Here is an 18771-nt window from a genome sequence, read left to right on the forward strand (position 1 = left end):
CCCGATGGCGTGAGACTCAGGCCCGAAGCCCGTCCATGATCCTTACCAGTTCGGCGCTGATCCCGGCTTCGGACAGCGCGTGACCGGCCCTCGCGACCATCCGCAGATCGGCACGCGCCCAGTTCTGCGCGAGCGTCCAGGCCGAGACCGGCGGGCAGATCATGTCGTAGCGGCCCTGCACGATCGTCGCGGGGACGTCGCGCAGCTTCGGCAGGTCGCGCAGGATCTGGCCGTCGGTCTCGAGAAACCCCTTGTTGAGGAAAAAGTGGTTCTCGAGCCTGGCGAAGGCGCGGGCATAGTCGGCCGGCGCCTCGCCGACGATCCCGTCATGCTCGACACTGGCAAGCGCGTTCTCCCAGGCCGCCCAGTTCCGGGCGTAGCGAGTCTCCTCGGCGCGGTCGCCCGAGAACAGGCGGCGATGATAGGCGGCGATCAGGTCGCCGTGTTCATCCGGCGGGATCGGCCGGGTGAAATCGGCCCAGCGGTCGGGCCAGAACGCCCCGGCGCCGCCGCCATAGAACCAGCCGAGCTCGCCCTCGGTCATCAGGAACACGCCGCGCAGTACCAGATGGCGGGCCCGTTCGGGATGGGTCTGGGCGTAGATCAAAGCGAGCGTCGCGCCCCAGCTGCCGCCGAAGACGATCCAGTTCCGGATGCCGAGCGCCTCGCGGATCCGCTCGATATCGGCGACGAGGTGCCAGGTCGTGTTCGCCTCGACGCTGGCATGGGGCCGCGAGCGGCCGCAGCCGCGCTGGTCGAAGAGGATCACCCGGTAGACCGAGGGGTCGAAATAGCGCCGCATCGCGGGCGAGCAACCGCCGCCCGGCCCGCCATGCAGGATCACCACCGGCAGGCCCGAGGGGTGGCCGCATTGTTCGACATAGATCTGGTGGCCGTCGCCCACATCCATCATGCGCTGATCGAACGGTTCGATCTGCGGATAAAGAAAGGCGCCTGCGCGCTTTTGCCCTGCGACCCGGTCCATGATTAAATTATATAACGCAATCGAAGCGGCCCGCTATGGGGTCCGACAGGAAATGCCGGAGACGATGATGCACGCCGAGACCAACACGGTCGATCCCGCCGAAGTGGCGAAGTTCGAGGCGATGGCCGCCGAATGGTGGGATCCGCATGGCAAGTTCAAGCCGCTCCACATGATGAACCCGGTGCGGCTCGACTACATCACCCGCCAGATCGCCGCAGAGTTCGGCCGCGACCTGGCGTCGGAACGGCCCTTCGACGGCTTGCGGCTGCTCGATATCGGCTGCGGTGGCGGGCTTCTCAGCGAGCCGATGGCACGGCTCGGCGCCACCGTCATCGGCGCCGACGCGGCGGCGCGCAACATTCCCGTCGCGCAACTCCATGCCGAGGCGCAGGGGCTCGGCATCGACTACCGCCACACCACCGCCGAGGCGCTCGCCGTCGCGGGCGAGGTCTTCGACGTCGTCCTCGCGATGGAGATCGTCGAGCATGTCGCCGACCCGCAGGAATTCGTGACCACCTGCCGTGAGCTTCTGAAGCCCGGCGGGCTGATGATCGCCTCGACGATCAACCGCAACACCAAGAGCTTCCTCGCTGCGATCATCGGCGCCGAATGGGTGATGCGTTGGCTGCCGAAGGGCACCCATGACTGGGCGAAGTTCATCACCCCCGACGAGCTGGCCGGGCAGATGCGGAAGGCGGGGCTTGACCCGGTCGACCGCAAGGGTTTCGTCTTCAATCCGGTGAGCTGGCAATGGTCGATCTCGGACCGCGACCTTTCCGTCAACCACGTCGCGGCGGGCCTGCGGCGCTGACCCTTACGCCTTGTCGAGCCGCAGCCTGAGTTCGCGCAGGATCGGCAGGACCGCGCGCACCTTGTCGGAACCGATCGCCTTGACGACATCGCCGATGATCGGCGCAACGGAGGCGAGCGCGGCATCGCGCGCGGCCCTTCCCGCCGGGCTGATCGAGACGAACTTGCGCCGCGCGTCGTCCCAATCGGGCCGGATATGGATATGGCCCGCCCATTCGAGCTTGCTCAACGTGTTGGTCATCGCCCCGCGGGTGACGTGAAAGGCATCCGCGAGCTGCGCCGGCGAGCGTTCGTCGTTCACATGGGCAAGGTGGTTCAGCACCGAGAAATGGCTGAGCTCCATCCCTTTCGGCAGCGCCCGGCTCACGAGGTTGCGCGCAAGCTGGTCGGCCATGAAGACCTCGGAGAAGAGCGCAATGGCCAGGGGGTCATTTGCTTCCGCCATCGGTCACGGCCCCTCGTAGTCGCGGTCGTGGGCAAGCGAGGGTACCCGGCCGCGCGCCTTCGCCACTTCGGCCAAGTCAAGATCGACATAGCTGATGCCGATCCCGGTCCCGCCGTCGCAAATGACCTCGCCCCAGGGGGCTATGGCAAGCGAATGGCCATGAGTCCGGCGCTGCCTGCCGCCATGTGCGGCGTGACTTCCGGTCTGGGCCGGGGCGAGCACATAGGCACCGTTCTCGATCGCGCGGGCGCGCAGGAGCGATTCCCAATGCGCCGCACCCGTGGTGTCGTTGAAGGCGGCGGGCACCGTCAGCACCTCGGCCCCGGCCTTGGCAAGGCGGCGGTAGAGATGCGGGAAGCGGACATCGTAGCAAACCGTCATGCCGATCGTGGCGAAGGGCGTCCCGGCCAGAACCGCCCGTGCGCCGGGGCGGTAGCCGGCCGATTCCCGGTACTGCTCTGCCTCCGACACCTTGACGTCGAACATGTGGATCTTGTCGTAACGCGCGGCGATCGCACCATCGGGACCGATCAGGAACGACCGGTTGGCGAATCGCCCGTCCGCGTCGTGGGTCTTGAGCGCGAGCGAGCCGATCAGGAGCCAGAGGCGAAGCTCCGCCGCCTCGGTCCGAAGCGCTGCGAGCGTCGGATCGTCCTCCTCGTGGCGCAGCACCGCGGTCTGGTGGTCGCGGTCCGAGGAGACGCAGTTGGTGACCTCGGGCGTCAGCACGAATCCGGCGCCCGCAGCGGCGGCTTCCCGCACCATCGTCCGGACAACCGGCAGGTTTTCCGCCGGGTCGTCGCTGGATGAGAGTTGCAGAAGCGCCGCCTTCATGACTCAAGCCGCCAGCATGGGATCGAGCTTGCCGATCCGGTCGAGCGCGTGGAGGTCGTCCGATCCACCGATGTGTGCCCCGTCGATGAAGATCTGCGGCACGGTGTAGCGACCATGCGCGCGCTCCATCATCGCGGCGCGAAGCTCGGGGTCGCCCGAGACGTCGATCTCCTCGAAAGCGACGCCCTTGGCGAGCAGCAGCCGCTTGGCGGCAAGGCAATACGGGCACCAGGGGGTGGTGTAGATCTCGACGCGGGGCATGAAGGTCCTGATCCTTTGGTCGGGGCGACTATAGGGATTTAGGCGTCCTTCGCAACGCGTGCCAGAACCAGGACCGAGACCGAGGCAGCCCCCGCGCCGAGACAGGCATCGGCCGCCACCGCAAGCGTCGCGCCCGAGGTCATCACGTCGTCAATGAGCAGAATGTCACGGTCCCGGACCAGATTGCCGCGCCGGGGATGGAGCCGGATCGCGCCCGCGACATTGCGAAAACGGCCGTCGCGATCGCGGCCATCCTGGCTTACGGTCCGCCGCGCCCGCTGCAGCAGGTCGGGGCAATGGTCGAGCCCGGCCTTGCGCGCGAGCGCCTTCGACAGCTCCGCCGACTGGTTGAAACGCCGCTTCAGGAGCCGAGTCCAGTGGAGCGGCACCGGCACCGCGAGCATGCCCGGCGTGACAATCGGCCGCGCCGCACGCAGGAGCCAGTCGGAGGCCGGTCGCGCGAGGTCGAGCCGGTCACCATGCTTCAGCGCAAGCACCAGCTTGCGGCCGTTATCGGTGTAGAGCATCGCCGCCCGCCCGCGCTGCCAGGGCCGCGCGAGCGTCAGGCAGTCGTCGCAATACTCCGCCCGGCCCTCGTCCTCGCCGGGCAGCGGCGCTCCGCAGCGGTCGCAGACGAGGCCCGTGATGAAGGGTGTCGTGCGCCAGCATGGGCCGCAGAGGCCGAAATCGGCATCGGTCGGCTCGCCGCAGCTGATGCATTGCGGCGGGAAGAGCACCGCAAGCGCGCTTTGCATTCCGCCCCGAAGGCTTCTAGTTTCGCCGATCATGACCCAGCCTCCGCCCCTCACCGACCGCGCCGCACTTCGCCGCAACCGCGCCCGCGCCCGACGCCAGGGCGCCGAGACCTTCCTGCATGACGAGGCCGCCGCCGAGATTGAGGAAAGGCTGAGCGAGGTTAACAAACGGTTTACCGCACCTGTGGTGGTCACCGGTTTCCCGGAGCCCTGGGCGACGATCCTGCCCGGCGCGCGGATTGTCGAGGATACGGAAACGCTGGATCTGGAACCCGGCGCCCATGACCTCGTGATTCACGGTCTTGGCCTGCACTGGGCCAACGATCCGGTCGGCCAGCTCGTGCAATGCCGGCGGGCGCTGAGGCCGGACGGGCTGTTCCTCGGCGCGATGTTCGGCGGGCGCACCCTTGCCGAACTTCGCGCCGCGCTCGCCGAGGCCGAAAGCCGGATCTCGGGCGGGCTGTCGCCGCGCGTCCTGCCGATGGGCGAGATCCGTGACCTCGGCGCGCTCCTGCAGCGCGCGGGCTTCGCGCTGCCGGTCGCCGACGCGGTAAAGAAGACGGTGACCTACCGCACCGCCTTCCACCTGATCGCGGATCTGAGAGCGATGGGCGAGGGCAACGCGCTCAGCGCCCGCACCCGCCGTGCGACGCCGCGCGCGCTCTTCCCCGAGGCGTCGCGAATCTATGCGGAGAGCTATCCCGCCAACGACGGCCGCATCGCTGCGACCTTCGAGTTGATCTTTCTCACCGGCTGGGCGCCCGATCCGAGCCAGCAAAAACCGCTCCGTCCCGGCTCGGCCGCAGCGCGGCTCGCAGACGCGCTCGGTACCGCCGAGACGCCGCTCGGGCCCGTCATGAAGCCGGGCGATCATTGACGCGGGCGCCAATCCGACTATCTCGGAACTCGGACAGCAAGGGAGCGGACATGAAGGACCAGATCGACCGGCCCGGCGACGGGCGCCTCGTCCATGCACCCGCCGACCATCCGCCCGTGGCGCGGCCGCGCATCGGCATCCTCGTCGCAAATCTCGGCACGCCGGACGGCTACGACTACTGGCCGATGCGGCGCTATTTGAGCGAGTTCCTCTCCGACAAGCGGGTCATCGACTATCCGTCGTGGAAATGGCAGCCGCTCCTGCAGCTCATCATCCTGTCGAAGCGGCCCTTCACCTCGGGCGCGAACTACCGCTCGATTTGGAACCACGAGGAGGGCGAAAGCCCGCTGATGACGATCACGAAGGCGCAGGTCGCGAAGCTGCGCGAGGCTTCGGCGGCGCGGTTCGGCGACGGCGTGATGGTCGAGTTCTGCATGCGCTACGGCAATCCCTCGACGGCCAGCGTCGTGCGCCGGATGGTTGCCGCGGGCTGCGAGAAGATCCTGTTCCTGCCGCTCTACCCGCAATATGCCGGCGCAACCTCGGCCACCGCGAACGATGAGTTCTTCCGCGCCCTGATGGACGAAAAACGCCAGCCGGCGGTCAGAACCACGCCGGAGTATTTCGACCATCCGCTCTATATCGAGGCGCTGGCGCAATCGGTGGAACGCGCCTATGCCGGGCTCGATCAGAAACCGGATGTGCTTGTCGCCTCCTACCACGGGATGCCAAAGCGCTACCTGATGGAGGGTGACCCCTATCACTGCCAGTGCCAGAAGACCTCCCGGCTCCTGCGCGAGCGGCTCGGCTGGGGCGAAGGCGCGATCGACACCACGTTCCAGTCGGTCTTCGGACCTGAAGAATGGCTGCGCCCCTATACGGTGGAGCATGTCGCCGAACTGGCGAAAGCGGGAAAGAAGCGGATCGCGGTGATCTCGCCCGCGTTCTCGGCCGATTGCATCGAGACGCTGGAGGAGATCCAGGGCGAGATTCGCGAGGCTTTCGAACATGCCGGCGGCGAGAGCTTCACCTACATCCCCTGCCTCAACGACGACGACGCTCATATCGCGGCGCTGATGGCGATCATCACCGACAATCTGGCAGGCTGGATCGCCTGACCGATGTGAAAGTCAGGCAAAGAAAAAGGCGGTGGACCGAGCCACCGCCTTTTCCTTGAACGACGTGCGTCCGATCAGTTGCTGGCAGCAGCCGCGATCAGGATGAGCGCGAGGATGCCGACAACGATACCGGCCGACGAGCTGCTGGACTGCTCTTCGACGATCGGCTCCGGCTCCATGACCGGCTCAGCCATGCCACCGGCGAAAGCGGTGGTGGCGGAAATCGAAAGGGCAGCGGCAAGCGCGAGCTTTTTCATGTATTCTCTCCATTTATGCCGTAGCGAAAGTTGCGGTGAGGTCCGCCACGGTTTCATACTTCACCTCGTAATACCCACTAGCGCACAAGATTCCGACATTGCAACCGGCAGTTAGCGGGTAATACCAAAGGTTTCGCGCTTGTCGTCAAATTAGCAACACCTGTGTGCCAACTTGCGTGAGCGAATAGAGTTCGGCGATGTGTTCGTTATAAAGGCCGACGCACCCATTCGACGACCGACGGCCGATCTTGCGCGTGTCGTGCGTCCCGTGGATCCGATAATACTGCCAGGACAGGTACAGAGCGTGGGTCCCGAGCGGATTGTCCGGCCCCGGTCCGACATAGTCCGGCCATTCCGGGTTGCGCTTCTTCATTTCCGGCGTCGGGCGCCATTCCGGGCCCACGACCTTGCGCACGATCTCGGTCCGGCCGCGACGGGTCAGGTCCTCGGTCAGCGGCACGCTGGTCGGATAGAGCCGGTAGATCGTCTGGTCTTCAGACCAGAAGTGCAGCGCACGCGAAGTCGTGTCCACGAGGACCGCGCCATTCCGTGTGTTGCTGAAATAGGGTTGCCACTGCAACGAGCGGAAGCTCGAGACGTTGCGGCGCGTGTTGGAGCCGATATCGCCCTCGACCTCGTAGGTTTCGGGACCGGTCTGCGCCAGCGCGGGCGCCGCGAGCGTCGCGCCGAACGCGGCCGCGGTTCCCAGGACCGCGCGGCGGCTGAATGTGCGGGTGGGATTGGAGCTCATCCTCAGGTCACCTTGTTCCGATGTTATTAGGCGGGCCGTTGCCCGTGACGCGGCGCAGATTATCGGCACCGGCCGAGTTTCTCAATTCACTCTGACGTCAGAACATGCCGACCGCGCAAGAACGCGTTTGAACACCGTTGGCCGAGCCTGTAAAGGACGGGATTGCAGAAACGAAGGTAGCCATTCCATGATAAGACTTCTCGGCCTGTTTCTTGTCGCCGCGCTGACCGTCGCGGGCTGCGCCACGACACCGCCGGCGGTCGGTCCTGACGGGCGCCCCCTGCCCAAGGCATATGTGATCAAGCCCGGCGACGAGGGACGCGTCACCTATTCCATGGTGGATTCGGTCAACACGCTGCGCGGCGCCTCCGGTGCCGCACCACTGAACCTGAATTCGCAGCTTACCGCCGCTGCGGCGACCCATTCGCGCGACATGGCCGTGCAGAACCGGCCGTGGCATTTCGGCTCCGACGGTTCCTCGCCGCTCCTGCGAGTGCAGCGCGCGGGCTATCCCGGCATGATGCTCGGCGAGAACATCTCGGAGACCTACGAGACCGAGCTCGAGACGCTCTCGGCCTGGATGGACGTGCCTGACACGCGCGCGGTGATCCTCGATCCGAACGCGCGCGATGTCGGCTTCTCCTGGTATCAGGAGCCGAGCGGCAAGATCTGGTGGACGCTGGTCACCGGCGGTTAAATCATTGCGATACAAGTGAAAAAGGCGGCCTTCGGGCCGCCTTTTCTCATGGCAGGATATAGATCGGCGTGCCGACCCGGACCATGGAGTAGACCTCCTCCATCTCGCGGTCCTTGACGGCGATGCAGCCCGCCGTCCAGTCCTTGCCGCGCCTGCGATGCTTCCTCGCACGGCCGTGGATGAAGATGTCCCCGCCCGCAGACTTGCCGATCGCATTGGCCTGGGCAACGTCCTGTTCGTTCGGATAGGAGATGCCGAGCGACAGGTGGTAGCTGCTGTTCGGGTTGCGACGGTCGATCAGATAGGCGCCCTCGGGCGTACGCTGGTCTCCTTCGTACTGCTTGTCGCCGATCGGATTGCCGCCCAGCGCAATCTTGTAACTCTTGAGCGCAGTCGTCCCGTTGACGAGATGCATCTTGCGCTCTCCCTTGTAGATGACGATCCGGGTGACCTCAGGCCCGTTGTAGGTCCGGAATTTCGATCCGCACCCGGCCAGCGCGCCCAGCGCCGCCATCCACACGAATGATCTGCGGTTCAACATGATCACTGCCCTTGCCTGCCAACTTTGTTTTCTTCCTTTTTACACGCAACTGCGCCGTACCGGAAGCAGGCAGATTTCCGCCGATGGGAAATCCGGTCAGCGCGAGAACCGGGCCACCAGTTCGACATGCGGCGACCAGCGGAACTGGTCCACGACCTGGACCCAGTCGAGGCGGTAGCCGGCGGCAGCGATGATTCGCGAATCACGCGCGAAGGTGACTGGATTGCACGAGACGGCGGCAATGACGGGTACCCCCGAACCCGCGAGTTCGCGCGCCTGCGCCTCGGCCCCCGCGCGGGGCGGGTCGATCACCACCGCGTCGTACCGCTTCAGCTCGTCCGGCATAAGCGGCCGCCGGAACAGATCGCGTGCCTCGGTCGTGACCCGGTGCAGCCCCTCGGCGCGCCGCCAGCCGGCATCGAGCGCGGCGAGCATCGCTGCCTCACCCTCGACCGCATGGATCTCGGCATTCTCGGCCAGGGGCAGCGCGAAGGTCCCGCAGCCGGAAAAGAGGTCGGCAATCCGCCGCGCGTTGCCGACCGCGTCGCGCACCGCCGCGACCAGCGCCGCCTCGCCTTCCTCCGTGGCCTGCAGAAAGGCGCCGGCCGGCGGAGAGACGCTTGCCGCGCCAAAGCGTTGTACCGGCGGGCGGCGATTGGCTACAGGCTCCCCGTCCCAGCTCATCCGTGCGAACCCAGCGCGGCGCGCAAGATCCGCGAGCGCCGAAAACAGGCTCTGTTCCAGCGGTTTTCCACCCGAAACCGCCAGATCGACGCCGCCGTCGCTGCGCGTGACAGTGAGCGCGAGCTCGCCCTTCCGCGAGGCGCCGAGCATGGTGATTTCGCTCAGGACCGGCATCACGGCGATCAGATCGGGATGCAGGAGCAGGCACCCCGGCACCTCCACGAACGTATCCGAAGCGCGACCATGAAAGCCGACGAGCGCGCCCTTCTTCGTCCGCCGCCCGGCCAGCGTCGCCCGGCGTCGGGAGTGCGCGGCGGAGGTGACGACCGGGCGGAACTCCGCCTCCAGCCGCTGCGCGGCAAGCGCGGTGCGCACCACGTCCGCCTTCCAGTCGGCGACGAACGCATCCGAGGCATGCATCAGCGCGCAGCCGCCGCAGGCGCGGTAATGCGGACAGGCAGGCTTGACCCGGCCGGGCGACGGCGTGACGATCTTCGGGCTCGCCATGCGGCCGGCCTCGACCTCGCCCTCGACGACCTCGCCGGGCAGGGCCATCGGCACGAAGACCGGACCTTCGGCGATCCCGTCGCCGAGATGGCCGAGACGCTCGATGGTCAGCCTCACTCCGCCGCCTCCTCGACGCAGATGAAGCCGCCCGACTGCCGGTCCCAGTAGCGCGCGTAAAGCCCGCCAAGCGCCAGCAGCTCGGCATGGCTGCCTTGCTCGACGATCCGGCCCTGATCGAGCACCACGATCCGGTCCATCTCGGCGATGGTCGAGAGCCGGTGGGCGATCGCGAGCACGGTCTTGCCCTCCATCACCCGGTGCAACGCGCCCTGAACCTGCGCCTCGACCTCGCTGTCGAGCGCCGAGGTCGCCTCGTCCAGCACCAGGATCGGCGCGTCCTTCAGGAAGGCGCGGGCCAGTGCAATGCGCTGACGCTGGCCGCCCGAGAGCTTCACCCCGCGTTCGCCGAGATGCGCGTCATATCCCATGCGGCCCTTGTGGTCCTGCAGCGTCCGGATGAACTCGTCCGCTTCGGCGGCCTTGGCGGCGGCGATCATCTCCTCCTCGGTCGCGTCGGGGCGGCCGTAGAGGATATTGTCGCGTGCTGACCGGTTGAACATCGCGGTCTCCTGCGTGACCATCGCGATCTGGTGGCGCAGGCTCTCCTGAGTGACCTCTCTCACGTCGCGACCGTCCACCAGAATCCGCCCCTTTTCGGCGTCATAGAGCCTGAGAAGCAGCGCCACCAGCGTCGATTTCCCGGCGCCGGAGGCACCGACGATGCCGATCTTCTCGCCCGGCCGCACGGTCAGCTTGACCCCGTCGAGCCCGCCCTTCTTGCGGCCATAGGCGAAACTCACAGCGTCGAAGCGAACCTCGCCCGCGATCTGGTGAAGCCGGCCGGCATCGGGCGCATCGGTCAGGGTATGGGGCGGGGTCAGGGTGCGGATGCCGTCCTCCACCTCACCGATCGACGCATAGATCGACATGAGGGTAAAGCTGACCCAGCCGGTCATCTGCGCGATGCGGATGGAGACCGCCCCGGCGGCGGCAATGTCGCCCGCCGTGGCGTGGCCGAGCGACCAGAGCCAGAGCGTGCCGCCGATCAAGATCACCGGAAGCACCCCGGCAATGGTCATCAGCGCCAACCGGAACCAGGCCGAGAGCACCCCGAAATCGAGCGCGGTCTCGCGGAAGCCCGACATTGCGCGCAAGGCCGCCTTGTCCTCGTGATCGGCATGGGCGAAGAGCTTTACGGTCTTGATGTTGGTGATCGTGTCGACCACCTGCCCGGTCACCATCGCCCGCGCTCCGGCCCGCGCCGCCGATTTGCCGCGCACGCGGGGCAGGAAGGCGCGGATCAGGGCGAGATAGGCAATGATCCAGACGCCCAGCGCCGCCGCCATCCAGGGGTCGATCGTCAGGAGGAACAGCACCGAGCCGATCATCGACGCGAGCGCGAAGGCGATGGTGTTGATCGACTCGCTCGCGACATCGGTCACCGCCCGCGCGGCCTGCATCTGCTTCTGCGCGATCCGCCCGGCGAAGTCGTTGTCGAAGAAGGTGACCGCCTGCCCCATCGTCCAGCGATGCAGCCGGGAGAGCACCAGCGGCAGCACGTTCGGCTGCACCACGATCGAGTTCGACGCGGCCGAAAGCCCGAAGGCGACGGGGCGCAGCACGACGAGGAAGATCACGAAGCCCAGAAGCATCGGCCAGTGATCGGCGAAGACCGTCGCGGCATCGCCGGTCCCGGCGAGATCGACGACGCGTCCGAGATACCAGGCGGTCAAGACCTCCATCGTGCCGGCCGCGGCCGAGAGGATCGCGGCCAGCACGAGCGGCCCCCAGGCGCCGGAAAGGCACCACAGGAGGAACGCGCCGAGCGTTCTCGGCGGAGGGCCTTCGGCGGGGCGAAAGGCGTCGATCATGTCGCCCATCTTCATTCCGCGGCCTCCTGCTCCTCGTCCGTGCCAATGAAGCCGCCAGACTGCCTCTCCCAGAAACGGGCGTAAAGGCCGCCTTTCGCCAGCAGCTCGGCGTGGGTTCCCTCTTCGGCGATGCGGCCGTCGTCGAGCACAACGATCCGGTCCATCCGCGCGATGGTCGAAAGCCGGTGCGCGATGGCGATCACGGTCTTGCCCTCCATGACGCCGTAGAGCGTCTCCTGGATCGCCGCCTCGACCTCGCTGTCGAGCGCCGAGGTTGCCTCGTCCAGGACAAGGATCGGCGCGTTCTTCAGGATCACGCGCGCGAGCGCCACCCGCTGGCGCTGGCCGCCCGACAGCTTCACCCCGCGCTCGCCGACCTGCGCGTCATAGCCGGTACGACCCTCGGGATCGGTCAAGTCGCGGATGAAGTCATGAGCCTCGGCTCGCGTCGCGGCGTCGATCATCTCCTCGTCTCCTGCGTCAGGCCGGCCATAGAGGATATTGTCCCGGACCGAACGATGGAGCAGGGACGAATCCTGCTGCACCATACCGATCTTCCGCCGCAAGCTGTCCTGCGTGACATGGGCGATGTCCTGACCGTCGATCAGGATGCGCCCGCCCTCGGCGTCGTAGAAGCGCAGCATGAGCTTCACGAGCGTCGTCTTACCCGAACCCGAGCGGCCGACAAGGCCGATCTTCTCGCCCGGCTGGATGGCCAGGTCGACTCCGGCAAGGCCACCCGATCCGCGCCCGTAGTGGTGCGAAAGGGACTGCATCTCGATCCGGCCCGCGCGGTAGTCCAGCGGCTTCGCGCCCGTGCGGTCGAGCAGCGCGACGGGCTGCGCGATGGTTTCCATCCCCTCGCGCACAACGCCCAGCGCCTGAACGAGGTTCGACGTCGCCCACATGATCCAGTAGGTCATGTTGTTGAGCCTGAGGACAAGTGCGGTTGCCGCCGCAACGAGGCCGATCGTCGCCTGGCCATGATACCAGAGCAACAGGGCCAGCCCGGTAACCGCGACGATGAGACACCCGTTCAGAATGGTCAGTGTGACGTCCATCTTGGTGATGAGTCGCATTTCCGTCTGAGCCGTCTTTCGCGCATTCTCGATCGCTTCACCCGCATAGCTGACCTCGCGGTCATCGTGGGCGAACATCTTGACGGAATGGATGTTGGTGTAGCTGTCGACGACCCGACCCGTCACGACCGACCGCGCATCCGAGGCGGCGGTCGACGCGGGGCCCACCCGCTTCACGGTCCAGCGCAGAAGCACAATGTAAAGCGCGATCCAGACGATGAGCGGCACGACGAGCCGGACATCGGCCAGAGACAAAAGCGCGACCGATCCGATCAGGGTTGTGACGGCGAACGCAACCGCGTCGAAGGTCTGAAAGACCGCATCGTTTGCGGCGGGCGGCGTTTGCATGATCCGGTTGGCGATCCGCCCGGCGAAGTCGTTCTCGAACCAGCCGACAGGCTGGCGCAGGACGTGGCGATGCGACCGCCAGCGGATGAGCGCCCCGAAGTTCGGCATGATCGTGTTGTGGAGAAGCGCCACGTCGATGCCGCTGAGGATCGGGCGCAGCAGCAAGACCGCCAGAGCGGCAAGGATGAACTCGGTGCCGTTCGCGGCCCAGATCTCGGCCGGCGCGCCGCTGCTCAGGAGATCGACGAGCCGACCGACATACCAGATCAGCGCGATCTCGATCATCGCGACGAGCGTCGTGAAGATCGCCGTGACGACGAAAACCGCGCGGAACGGCCGTGCGTACTCCATCAGGAACGGGAGCACGTGCCGGGGCGGCGTATCGGTCTCTTCATAGCTGACATAGGGGTCAACGAGGTTTTCGAAGAAGCGGAACATGGAGTGAATCCGTCAGAGGCAATATGGGAACAGGCGGTGCGTCGCGGGACCGCCCCTACGGGATCGATCCGGCTCAGGTGCTCGGTCGAAAGATCCCGTACATCATATTGCAACCCTCCGTTTGACGTTCCTCCGATAGCGCAATCGCGCGACTTTGTCACGCGCGGGATTGTACCACGGTGCGTGGTACAGTCTCAGTGCCGGACGAGTTCCACGATCGACAGCACGATCAGACCCGCCATGACGAGGTTGAAGATCTTGAGCCGCTTCGCCGTGGTCAGCCATCGCGCGATCGCCTGCCCGGCGTAGCACCAGGTCGCGCCCGAGCCGAGGCCGAGCGTCAGGAACACCGCGGTGACGATCGCCGCCGTGGTGATCGGCGCCGCTGGCAGGATGAACTGCGAGGTCGCCGCGACAGCCATCGACCAGGCCTTGGGATTGACCCACTGAAAACCCAGCGCCTCGATATAGGTCATCGGCCGCGCATCGGCGGTTTTCGACCCTATCCCGCCCGAAGTCGCGACTTTCCAGGCGATCCACAGGAGCAGTGCCGCGCCGCCCCAGCGCAGGGCCTCGCGGAGGATCGCGCTCGCCTGAAAGAGGCCGCCGAGCGCGAGGCCGACCACCAGCAACATCAGCGGGAAGCCGGTTGCCACGCCCAGCCAGTGCGGAATGGTCCGGCGGAAGCCGAAATTCGCGCCCGACGCCGCGAGCATCGCGTTGTTGGGGCCCGGCGTGAACAGCGTGGCGATGGCCAGCGCGACAAGCGCCGGGAAGGCTTCGGGCGGCATTGCGGACCCTCGAATGTGGAATGCCGCGCATCCTGACCGAAGCGGCCGGCGGATTTCAACCCAGCAATTGTTCCCGTGACAATTTGAAATCCGACGCGATCCAGCGCGTCTCGAGCTCCTTCAGCCGCGCGCCGAGCGCCAGCCCGGAGAGCCCCGGCATCAGATCGGCGGCGCGGATCGGGAAAACGGCCGCCGCACCTTTCGCGACCTCGGCTTCCCAGCCCTCGGGCAGCGAAGCCGCAAGCAGGGCCGCGCGCAGCAGGACAATGTCGCGCGCCATGCCCGCATCGTGACGGTAGGCCAGCTCCGCCGGTGCCACCGTGCCGCCGATCCCGTCGGTCAGGATCTCCAGCCGACGCGCCTCGTCACGCGACAGGCGCAGCGCCTCCACGCGGTCCTGGCCGCCGAGGGCAGCGAGACGCCGCAGCCAGTCGGGCGCATAGGGCGGCTCGACATGCACGAGCGGGCCGAGCGGGCGCGGATCGGCGCCCGGCAGGATGCGGGCGAGAACGCTCGTCGCCCGCATCGCCGCGACCGCCGGGGCGGGATCGGGTGCGGCGAGCAGCCGGCGCATCTCGTGGCCGATCCGTTCGCGCGAAAGCGTGTCTATTCCAGCCGAATTGGCAGCGCAGGCGGCGATCGCCTCGGCATCCATCCCGGCCTCGGCGTCGCCGTAGAGCGCATGGAAGCGGAAGAAGCGGAGGATCCTGAGATAGTCCTCGCGGATCCGCGCATCGGCATCGCCGACGAAGCGCACCCGGCGGGCCTGAAGGTCGGGAAGCCCGCCGATCGGATCGATGATCCGGCCCTCGGCATCGGCATAGAGCGCGTTCATGGTGAAGTCGCGCCGCGCCGCGTCCTCCTCGATACGGCGCGAATAGGCCACCTTGGCGCGCCGGCCATCGGTCTCGACATCGCGGCGGAAAGTGGTGACCTCGTGCGGCTCGCCCGCAACGATGACCGTCACCGTGCCGTGCTCGATCCCGGTCGGCACCACCTTGAGCCGCGCCTTGCGGCCAAGCTCCACCACGCGGGACGGCTCTGCATCGGTCGCAATATCGATATCGGCAACAGGGCGGCCAAAGAGCGCGTTGCGGACGCAGCCGCCGACGAGATAGGCCTGATGGCCGGCATCGGTCAGAAGATGCAGCACCCGCTGCACCCCCTCCTCCGCAAGCCATTCGCCGCTGATCCTCATGCCGCCATCCGGTCCGCCAGCGCCCGGAGGATCCGCGCGGTCGCGCCCCAGATGTAATAGGGGCCGTAGGGCGCGACGTAGTAGCGCCGCATTTCGCCGCGCCAGCGCCGGCCCTCGATCCGGAACCGCGCCGGGTCCGCGGCATGGGCGAGCGGCACCGAGAACACCTCGTCGACTTCTCCGGCCTCCGGCACGGGTTCGAAAGCGTGTCTGATCCGGCCGAAAACCGGGGTCACGGAGAAACCGGTCACGGTCTCATGCGCCGCCCAGGTGCCCAGGATCTCGACCGCGCCCTGCGGAAGGCCGATCTCCTCGCGCGCCTCGCGCAGGGCTGCCTCGACCGGGCCGGCATCGGTCGCATCGACCTTGCCGCCGGGAAAGGCGATCTGGCCAGGATGATGTTTCAGCCGCGACGAGCGTTTGGTCAGCACCACCTCGATCCCCGCCGGGCCGCAGAGGAACGGCACCAGCACCGCCGCCGGCCGGAGCACGCGGCCTTCGGGCAGCACCGTGCCGGGGTTGAGATCGTAATCCGACGTGTCGCGGCCCGGCCGTTCCAGCGCCCGCAGCACCGCGGACAGCGGGTCACTCACCGTCATCGGGCGCCCTGGTCGCCTCGAAACCGAGCGTCGCGGGATCGAACTCGTAATGCGCGCCGCAGAACTGGCAATCGGCGGTGACGATGCCGTCGTCGGTGGTCATGTGACCGATATCCTTGGCCGAATAGATCGACAGGCTGTCGCGTACCTTGTCCGAAGAGCAGGAACAGCCGAACTGTACCGACTGCGCATCGAAGACCCGCGGCACTTCCTCGTGGAAGAGCCGCACCAGGAGATCGGTCGGCGCGAGTTGCGGACCGATCAGTTCCAGCTCCTCGACGGTGTCGAGCAGGAGGTTGGCGCGGGACCAGTTCTCGCCCTCCTCGCCGTCGAGAATGTCCTCGGCCGCGAGCAGTCCGCCCTCGCCGCTACCGCCGTCGCTGGTGATTGGCGCCGAGGCCTTCGGCATGTGCTGCAGCATCACCCCGCCGGCGCGCCAGTGTTCGGACTCGCCCGGCAGGGTCGAACGTCCGAAGGACAGCGCAAAGCGTGTCGGAAGCTGCTCCGACTGGGCGAAATACGTCTCTGCGCAGGCCGAAAGCGAGCCGCCCGACAGGGGTGTGATGCCCTGATAGGGGACGTTGCCGGCACCCTGGTCGAGCAGAATCGCGAAATAGCCCTCGCCGATCTGGGCAAAGCCAGGTGCCGCGGGATGCACCCGCTCCGCGTCATAGGACGCCCAGGCGCGGATCCGCGCGGAGGCGCCGTCGGCCGAAGGCGCGTAGTAATCGGTGGCGATGATCCGCACCGGCCCGTCGCCGCGGATCTGCAGCGAGAGCTTCCAGCGCAGCTTGATCGTCTGGCCGATCAGCGCGGTCAGCAGCGCCGCCTCCGCCACCAAGGCTTCCACCGCCGGCGGATAACGGTGCTGGGTGAGGATCCGGTCGAGTACGCCGTCGAGACGCGCCACACGCCCGCGAATATCGGACCGGTCGAGCTGGAACGGCAGAACGGTATCGTCCCAGGCGATCTTGGTCAGGTTGGTCATGGGGTTTCCTTGTGGCCTGCGCCCTGCCATACCGCGACTATATGGGGACGACAACCTCGGGGCCAAGGGCGGAGCATGATAAGGCGATTCGGGGAGCCGCTGGTGCGCGGCCAGCGTTACGGGCTGCGGCACGGCGTCTATGCCGTCCTCCTGCGCGGCCGGGATGTCCTGCTCACCCACCAGGCTGAACCCGATCCGGAGTTCCAGCTCCCGGGAGGCGGCATCGACCCGGGCGAGTCGCCGCTCTGGGCGCTGCACCGCGAGGTGCGCGAAGAAACCGGCTGGTCGATCACCGCGCCGCGCCGCATCGGCGCGTTCCGGCGCTTCGTCTACATGCCCGAATACGACAAATGGGCCGAGAAGCTCTGCACGATCTACCTCGCCCGCCCCGCGCGCCGCCACGGACCGCCGACCGAGCCCGGCCACAGCGCGATCTGGATGCCCGCCGAAGCAGCGGTGCCGATCCTCGGCAACAGCGGCGACCGGCATTTCCTCGCGCGGGTGTTGCGCACGCTCTAGTCCCGGTTCGCCTTCGCACCGTGGAACTCGAAGAAGACGCCCGAGATATCGTCTCCGAATTCCGCGCCCGCGAAACTGGCCAGATCCTGCATCAGGGCGTCGAGGAATGCGGCACCCGACACTCCTGACCGCAGGGTCATCAGCTGGGCGAGCTCATCTTCGCCAAGCTGCACACCCGCCTGATTCTCGGCCTCAGTGATCCCGTCGGACATCAGGAACAGCCGGTCGCCAGCCAAAAGCTGCGCCTCGAACGGCTCGTACCCGGCCTCCTCGATAAGGCCGATCGGCAGCCCACCCTGCCCGAGGTATTCCACCCGCCCGTCGGCACGCAGGATCGCCGGATAGGGATGGCCGGCCTGCACCATGACCACCCGGCCGGTCACGAGATCGACATCGGCATAGGCCAAGGTGAAGTAGTTCTCGGTCTGCAACTCGCGGAACACGAGACGATTCAGCTGCTCGGCGAGGTCCGCCGGATCGCGCGCGTCGTAGATCCCGAACTCGGTCAAGACCAGCGCCACGTTCTGCTCGGGAGAATTGCCCGACAGGTAGCCCGCCAAGCGCGCGGTCATCAGCGCGGAGGTGATGCCGTGACCGGAAACGTCAATCGAGAACAATCCGACCCGGCGGGCGTTGATCGGGAAGAACCCGACGAGGTCGCCGCCGACATGGCCGGAGGGACGAAGAAGCAGGCTGACCTCGGCATTGCCGAAACTGCGGTGCCGCTCGCGGACCAGGCTTTGCTGCAGCTTTCTCGCCTCCACGAGGTCGCGGTCAACTGAATCGTAGATCGCCTGAAGCTCATCCAGGGTGGAGGACAGCAGGCGGTTCTTCTCGGTGAGCTCGCGCTCCATCCTGAGAATGCGTTCCCCCGCAGCGATTCGGGCCCGCAGCTCATCCCCGCTGACCGGCTTGGTGAGGAAATCATCGGCACCGCTTTCCAGACCGCGGGCAATCTCGGCCGATTCCGTCTTGGAGGTCAGGAGGATGAAGTAGGTGTAGCCACTCTGCAGACGGTCGCGGAGGGCCTGGCAGAACTCGATCCCGGTCATGCCCGGCATCATCCAGTCCGAGATCACGAGGTCGGGTGCGGTGGCCGCCGAGATATCCAGCGCCTCCTCAGCACTTCCGGCCTCGAGCACTTCGTATCCCGAGCGCGCCAGCTGGGAACTGAGGATCCGCCGCTGCATTCGGCTGTCGTCGACCACCATCACGCGGCGCACCGCGGCCGCGGCACCCGCCGAGCCGGTTTCTATGGTCGGACTTGCTTGCACTCACATGATCCTTCGCCCGGACGTTCCGGTCGTCGCGGAACGCTAGCGCCGGCCAGGTTAAGATCGCCTGAACAGGGTCCCGCG

21 protein-coding genes are annotated in these 18771 nt (G+C 66.9%); 5 read left to right on the forward strand and 16 right to left on the reverse strand.

Annotated elements, in window-relative coordinates:
• Positions 1 to 16: 16 nt before the first annotated feature.
• Positions 17 to 985, reverse strand: coding sequence for a prolyl aminopeptidase (pip, locus tag OM960_RS07500; RefSeq protein ID WP_263335226.1), 969 nt, complete (start codon positions 983 to 985; stop codon positions 17 to 19).
• Positions 986 to 1052: 67 nt separating this feature from the next.
• Between pip and ubiG the strand changes: the two genes are divergently transcribed.
• Positions 1053 to 1796 (forward strand): bifunctional 2-polyprenyl-6-hydroxyphenol methylase/3-demethylubiquinol 3-O-methyltransferase UbiG, encoded by a 744-nt coding sequence (ubiG, locus tag OM960_RS07505; RefSeq protein ID WP_264771627.1) that lies wholly within the window; start codon positions 1053 to 1055, stop codon positions 1794 to 1796.
• A 3-nt stretch (positions 1797 to 1799) separates the two neighbouring features.
• Here the strand turns inward: ubiG and OM960_RS07510 are convergent, their stop codons facing one another.
• Genes OM960_RS07510 through OM960_RS07525 form a run of 4 tightly spaced genes read right to left on the reverse strand, consistent with a single transcriptional unit; the run spans position 1800 to position 4090 of the window.
• Entirely contained in the window at positions 1800 to 2240 is a 441-nt protein-coding gene (locus OM960_RS07510; protein WP_263335222.1) for a MarR family winged helix-turn-helix transcriptional regulator, read from the reverse strand.
• Between the two features lie 3 nt (positions 2241 to 2243).
• Positions 2244 to 3074, reverse strand: a complete 831-nt coding sequence (locus OM960_RS07515; protein ID WP_264771541.1) for a carbon-nitrogen hydrolase family protein — start codon at positions 3072 to 3074, stop codon at positions 2244 to 2246.
• 3 nt (positions 3075 to 3077) lie between these two features.
• Entirely contained in the window at positions 3078 to 3335 is a 258-nt protein-coding gene (grxC, locus tag OM960_RS07520) for a glutaredoxin 3 (RefSeq protein ID WP_263335218.1), read from the reverse strand.
• Between the two features lie 38 nt (positions 3336 to 3373).
• Positions 3374 to 4090, reverse strand: a complete 717-nt coding sequence (locus OM960_RS07525) for a ComF family protein (protein WP_264771542.1) — start codon at positions 4088 to 4090, stop codon at positions 3374 to 3376.
• 31 nt (positions 4091 to 4121) lie between these two features.
• Between OM960_RS07525 and OM960_RS07530 the strand changes: the two genes are divergently transcribed.
• Together OM960_RS07530 and hemH are read left to right on the forward strand one after the other, a co-directional pair.
• Positions 4122 to 4967 (forward strand): methyltransferase domain-containing protein, encoded by an 846-nt coding sequence (locus OM960_RS07530; RefSeq protein WP_264771543.1) that lies wholly within the window; start codon positions 4122 to 4124, stop codon positions 4965 to 4967.
• Positions 4968 to 5017: 50 nt separating this feature from the next.
• Positions 5018 to 6085 carry a ferrochelatase gene (gene hemH / locus OM960_RS07535; RefSeq protein WP_264771544.1) on the forward strand — a complete coding sequence of 356 codons (1068 nt, stop codon included), beginning with the start codon at positions 5018 to 5020 and terminating at the stop codon, positions 6083 to 6085.
• A 74-nt stretch (positions 6086 to 6159) separates the two neighbouring features.
• On the opposite strand, the gene OM960_RS07540 is transcribed toward hemH, so the two are convergent.
• Positions 6160 to 6342 carry a hypothetical protein gene (locus tag OM960_RS07540; protein WP_263335211.1) on the reverse strand — a complete coding sequence of 61 codons (183 nt, stop codon included), beginning with the start codon at positions 6340 to 6342 and terminating at the stop codon, positions 6160 to 6162.
• Positions 6343 to 6487: 145 nt separating this feature from the next.
• A complete protein-coding gene (locus OM960_RS07545; RefSeq protein WP_263335210.1) occupies positions 6488 to 7093 on the reverse strand; it encodes a L,D-transpeptidase in 606 nt (201 codons plus the stop codon).
• A 187-nt stretch (positions 7094 to 7280) separates the two neighbouring features.
• Between OM960_RS07545 and dalA the strand changes: the two genes are divergently transcribed.
• Positions 7281 to 7790, forward strand: coding sequence for a divisome-associated lipoprotein DalA (gene dalA, locus OM960_RS07550; RefSeq protein ID WP_263335208.1), 510 nt, complete (start codon positions 7281 to 7283; stop codon positions 7788 to 7790).
• Positions 7791 to 7836: 46 nt separating this feature from the next.
• Here dalA and OM960_RS07555 read toward each other — a convergent pair whose 3' ends face one another.
• The 8 genes from OM960_RS07555 to hslO form a co-directional block, all read right to left on the reverse strand.
• Positions 7837 to 8331, reverse strand: coding sequence for a L,D-transpeptidase family protein (locus OM960_RS07555; RefSeq protein WP_264771545.1), 495 nt, complete (start codon positions 8329 to 8331; stop codon positions 7837 to 7839).
• Positions 8332 to 8427: 96 nt separating this feature from the next.
• A complete protein-coding gene (locus OM960_RS07560; RefSeq protein ID WP_264771546.1) occupies positions 8428 to 9639 on the reverse strand; it encodes a class I SAM-dependent RNA methyltransferase in 1212 nt (403 codons plus the stop codon).
• Positions 9636 to 11468 carry an ABC transporter ATP-binding protein gene (locus OM960_RS07565; RefSeq protein WP_264771547.1) on the reverse strand — a complete coding sequence of 611 codons (1833 nt, stop codon included), beginning with the start codon at positions 11466 to 11468 and terminating at the stop codon, positions 9636 to 9638. The genes OM960_RS07560 and OM960_RS07565 overlap by 4 nt, the downstream gene beginning before the upstream one ends.
• Positions 11465 to 13318 carry an ABC transporter ATP-binding protein gene (locus OM960_RS07570; protein ID WP_264771548.1) on the reverse strand — a complete coding sequence of 618 codons (1854 nt, stop codon included), beginning with the start codon at positions 13316 to 13318 and terminating at the stop codon, positions 11465 to 11467. The genes OM960_RS07565 and OM960_RS07570 overlap by 4 nt, the downstream gene beginning before the upstream one ends.
• Positions 13319 to 13512: 194 nt before the next feature.
• Positions 13513 to 14109, reverse strand: a complete 597-nt coding sequence (locus OM960_RS07575) for a LysE family translocator (protein WP_264771549.1) — start codon at positions 14107 to 14109, stop codon at positions 13513 to 13515.
• A gap of 55 nt (positions 14110 to 14164) precedes the next feature.
• Complete coding sequence (locus OM960_RS07580) at positions 14165 to 15307, reverse strand: CCA tRNA nucleotidyltransferase (protein ID WP_264771550.1); 1143 nt, start codon at positions 15305 to 15307, stop codon at positions 14165 to 14167.
• Positions 15304 to 15906 carry a CoA pyrophosphatase gene (locus OM960_RS07585; RefSeq protein WP_264771551.1) on the reverse strand — a complete coding sequence of 201 codons (603 nt, stop codon included), beginning with the start codon at positions 15904 to 15906 and terminating at the stop codon, positions 15304 to 15306. Before OM960_RS07585 ends, OM960_RS07580 begins: the two co-directional genes overlap by 4 nt.
• Entirely contained in the window at positions 15893 to 16894 is a 1002-nt protein-coding gene (gene hslO / locus OM960_RS07590) for an Hsp33 family molecular chaperone HslO (protein WP_264771552.1), read from the reverse strand. The genes OM960_RS07585 and hslO overlap by 14 nt, the downstream gene beginning before the upstream one ends.
• A gap of 75 nt (positions 16895 to 16969) precedes the next feature.
• Between hslO and OM960_RS07595 the strand changes: the two genes are divergently transcribed.
• A complete protein-coding gene (locus tag OM960_RS07595; RefSeq protein ID WP_263335196.1) occupies positions 16970 to 17413 on the forward strand; it encodes an NUDIX hydrolase in 444 nt (147 codons plus the stop codon).
• Here OM960_RS07595 and OM960_RS07600 read toward each other — a convergent pair.
• Positions 17410 to 18624, reverse strand: coding sequence for a PP2C family protein-serine/threonine phosphatase (locus OM960_RS07600; protein WP_264771628.1), 1215 nt, complete (start codon positions 18622 to 18624; stop codon positions 17410 to 17412). The two genes, OM960_RS07595 and OM960_RS07600, sit on opposite strands and share 4 nt — an antisense overlap.
• Positions 18625 to 18771 lie beyond the last annotated feature (147 nt).

The sequence above is a fragment of the Defluviimonas salinarum genome, from assembly GCF_026013545.1.
Classification (GTDB): domain Bacteria; phylum Pseudomonadota; class Alphaproteobacteria; order Rhodobacterales; family Rhodobacteraceae; genus Albidovulum; species Albidovulum salinarum.

What these genes read in the sequence shown, in the direction of transcription:
- pip (WP_263335226.1), bottom strand. Translation starts at nt 985, where the DNA reads ATGGACCGGGTCGCAGGGCAAAAGCGCGCAGGCGCCTTTCTTTATCCG.
- ubiG (WP_264771627.1), top strand. Translation starts at nt 1,053, where the DNA reads ATGCACGCCGAGACCAACACGGTCGATCCCGCCGAAGTGGCGAAGTTC.
- OM960_RS07510 (WP_263335222.1), bottom strand. Translation starts at nt 2,240, where the DNA reads ATGGCGGAAGCAAATGACCCCCTGGCCATTGCGCTCTTCTCCGAGGTC.
- OM960_RS07515 (WP_264771541.1), bottom strand. Translation starts at nt 3,074, where the DNA reads ATGAAGGCGGCGCTTCTGCAACTCTCATCCAGCGACGACCCGGCGGAA.
- grxC (WP_263335218.1), bottom strand. Translation starts at nt 3,335, where the DNA reads ATGCCCCGCGTCGAGATCTACACCACCCCCTGGTGCCCGTATTGCCTT.
- OM960_RS07525 (WP_264771542.1), bottom strand. Translation starts at nt 4,090, where the DNA reads ATGCAAAGCGCGCTTGCGGTGCTCTTCCCGCCGCAATGCATCAGCTGC.
- OM960_RS07530 (WP_264771543.1), top strand. Translation starts at nt 4,122, where the DNA reads ATGACCCAGCCTCCGCCCCTCACCGACCGCGCCGCACTTCGCCGCAAC.
- hemH (WP_264771544.1), top strand. Translation starts at nt 5,018, where the DNA reads ATGAAGGACCAGATCGACCGGCCCGGCGACGGGCGCCTCGTCCATGCA.
- OM960_RS07540 (WP_263335211.1), bottom strand. Translation starts at nt 6,342, where the DNA reads ATGAAAAAGCTCGCGCTTGCCGCTGCCCTTTCGATTTCCGCCACCACC.
- OM960_RS07545 (WP_263335210.1), bottom strand. Translation starts at nt 7,093, where the DNA reads ATGAGCTCCAATCCCACCCGCACATTCAGCCGCCGCGCGGTCCTGGGA.
- dalA (WP_263335208.1), top strand. Translation starts at nt 7,281, where the DNA reads ATGATAAGACTTCTCGGCCTGTTTCTTGTCGCCGCGCTGACCGTCGCG.
- OM960_RS07555 (WP_264771545.1), bottom strand. Translation starts at nt 8,331, where the DNA reads ATGTTGAACCGCAGATCATTCGTGTGGATGGCGGCGCTGGGCGCGCTG.
- OM960_RS07565 (WP_264771547.1), bottom strand. Translation starts at nt 11,468, where the DNA reads ATGAAGATGGGCGACATGATCGACGCCTTTCGCCCCGCCGAAGGCCCT.
- OM960_RS07570 (WP_264771548.1), bottom strand. Translation starts at nt 13,318, where the DNA reads ATGTTCCGCTTCTTCGAAAACCTCGTTGACCCCTATGTCAGCTATGAA.
- OM960_RS07575 (WP_264771549.1), bottom strand. Translation starts at nt 14,109, where the DNA reads ATGCCGCCCGAAGCCTTCCCGGCGCTTGTCGCGCTGGCCATCGCCACG.
- OM960_RS07580 (WP_264771550.1), bottom strand. Translation starts at nt 15,307, where the DNA reads ATGAGGATCAGCGGCGAATGGCTTGCGGAGGAGGGGGTGCAGCGGGTG.
- OM960_RS07585 (WP_264771551.1), bottom strand. Translation starts at nt 15,906, where the DNA reads ATGACGGTGAGTGACCCGCTGTCCGCGGTGCTGCGGGCGCTGGAACGG.
- hslO (WP_264771552.1), bottom strand. Translation starts at nt 16,894, where the DNA reads ATGACCAACCTGACCAAGATCGCCTGGGACGATACCGTTCTGCCGTTC.
- OM960_RS07595 (WP_263335196.1), top strand. Translation starts at nt 16,970, where the DNA reads ATGATAAGGCGATTCGGGGAGCCGCTGGTGCGCGGCCAGCGTTACGGG.
- OM960_RS07600 (WP_264771628.1), bottom strand. Translation starts at nt 18,624, where the DNA reads ATGGTGGTCGACGACAGCCGAATGCAGCGGCGGATCCTCAGTTCCCAG.